Origin of the sequence: Actinocrinis sp., assembly GCF_035938995.1 — a bacterium.
In the GTDB taxonomy this organism is placed as follows: Bacteria; Actinomycetota; Actinomycetes; order Streptomycetales; family Catenulisporaceae; genus DASZGI01.
The window spans coordinates 1-2,243 of sequence record NZ_DASZGI010000287.1; the positions used below are offsets into that span (position 1 = coordinate 1).

The 2,243-nt window shown below is 69.2% G+C and carries 1 protein-coding gene and 1 pseudogene; one reads left to right on the forward strand and one right to left on the reverse strand.

Going from position 1 to position 2,243, the window contains the following annotated elements; genetic code table 11:
- Positions 1-1,851 (forward strand): S53 family peptidase (locus tag VGZ32_RS19975; RefSeq protein ID WP_326887624.1); only part of this gene is annotated, 1,851 nt, incomplete at its 5' end.
- Here VGZ32_RS19975 and VGZ32_RS19980 read toward each other — a convergent pair.
- Positions 1,836-2,243, reverse strand: a pseudogene (locus VGZ32_RS19980) (DUF4190 domain-containing protein); the annotation flags it as partial. The gene VGZ32_RS19975 and the pseudogene VGZ32_RS19980 overlap by 16 nt on opposite strands.

Sequence of the window (2,243 nt, forward strand, 5' to 3'; positions counted from 1 at the left end):
TCGTCGGCACCGGTCAGCACCACCGTGTACCTGGCCGGTCGGGACGCCACCGGAATGGCCGCCTACGCCGCGGCCGTCTCCGACCCGAGCAACACCGCGTACCACCACTACCTGTCGCCCGACCAGTTCCAGGCCCGCTACGGCGCCACGCCGGCGCAGGTTGCGGGGGTCGAGAACTGGCTGCGTTCGTCAGGGCTGACCATCACGGCGGTCGACTCCCACACGATCACCGCCAGCGGCTCTGTTTCCGCCACCGAGCACGCCTATGGGACGAACCTGCACCAGTACACGGTGAAGGGGCAGACCTTCCGCGCGCCGACCGGAGACGCGCAGGTCCCGGCGTCCGTCGCGGGAGCGGTGCTCACCGTCTCCGGCCTGGACAACATGCCGCTCAAGATGACCACCTCGAGCCTGGTCGGCCAGGTCACCACCTCGGTGGCCAAGGGTGTCACGGGCGCCGAGGCCACCGCGAGCAAGGGTTCTGACGGCGCGACCTTCCTAGGCCCGCTGCCGTGCTCCGCGTACTACGGCCAGATCAAGGACACCACCGACCCGGCGTTCAACGGCGCCACCGGTTACCCGTACGCGATCTGCGGCTACGTGCCCTCGCAGATGCGCGGCGCGTACGGCGTCGACGAGACCGGTCTGACCGGCCGCGGCGTGACCGTCGCGATCGTCGACGCGTACGGCTCGTTCACCATGCTCGCCGACGCGAACCAGTACGCCACCAACCACGGCGACCCGGCGTTCCGTTCCGGCCAGTACGTGGAGTCGGTCACCCCGTCGCAGTGGACCGACCTGTCCACCTGCCAGGGCCAGGCCGGCTGGGCCGGCGAGGAGACCCTCGACGTCGAGGCCGTGCACGCGATGGCGCCCGGCGCGAAGATCCACTACTACGGTTCCAACTCCTGCAACGACCCGGACTTCCTCAAGGTGTTCGACACCATCGTGGACCAGCGGTCCGCGGACATCGTGTCGGACTCCTGGGGCGGCGTGATCTACTCGACCACCGGCAACGAGTCCCCGTCCGCGATCGCCGAGTACACCCACACTTTCCAGCAGGGTGCGATTGAGGGCATCAGCTTCCAGTTCTCGTCCGGCGACTGCGGCGCGGAGGACCCGAGCACCGGTTGCGGCCAGAACGACACCTCCACCACCCCGCAGGCCGACTTCCCGACCTCCGACGGGTGGGCGACCTCGGTCGGCGGCACCAGCGTCGCGATCGGCAAGCACAACAACACCGAGTGGACCACTGTGTGGGGCACCGACGCGTGGGTGAACACCGGCACCGCGTGGGCTTCCCTCGGTTGGCAGTTCGGCGGCGGCGGTGGCACCAGTGCCGTCTTCAACCAGCCCTGGTACCAGAAGGGCGTGGTCCCGACGAAGCTGGCCGAGACCCTGCCCGACGGCACTGCGGCGAGCGGCAAGATGCGGGTGGCGCCCGACGTTTCCATGGATGCCGACCCGTTCACCGGTTTCCTGATCGGCGAGACCCAGAAGCTGCCCGACGGCACCATCGGCTACGCCGAGAGCGACATCGGCGGCACCAGCCTGGCCTGCCCGCTGTTCGCCGGGCTCCAGGCGGACGTGATCCAGCTGCAGGGCGGCCAGCCGGTCGGCTTCGCCAACCCGGCGATCTACGCCCGCTACGGCAGCTTCGCCTTCACCGACGTCAAGAACAGCGGTCCCGGGGTCTCGGCGGTCAACAGCCTGCCGGCCTTCCAGGGCGCGCCGCCGATCCTGACGAACTTCGGCGACGACCGGCTGCTCAAGGCCACCCGCGGCTACGACGACGCGACCGGCGTCGGCACTCCGTCGCAGTGGTACCTCTGGTCTCACCTGCTCTGGTAGATCACTGACACGCTGGTGCGGGCGTCCCGGAACATCGGGGCGCCCGCACTGCTTGCCGTGGTGTGCAGGTTGGCCAGGATCACGAGCACGACGGCCCAGCCGACGATGAGTACGGCGGAGATCACGATCGCGGCGGTGGACTGGCCGCGGCCGGAGCCCGTTTCGCGCGACTTGCTCAGTCCGAGGACGCCGAAGATCAGGCCGAGTACGAGCATGCAGGGCACGATGATCCCGAACAACGACACCACCAGGGCGGCGATAGCCATGCCGTTGTCGCGCCGCACCGGTGGACCGTACGGGACACCGTATGGACCCGACGTCACCGGATAAGGCAGAGGGGTGTGCGGGGGCAGGGAGTAAGACCGGGGTGGCGTCCCGGGAATGGGCGGGCT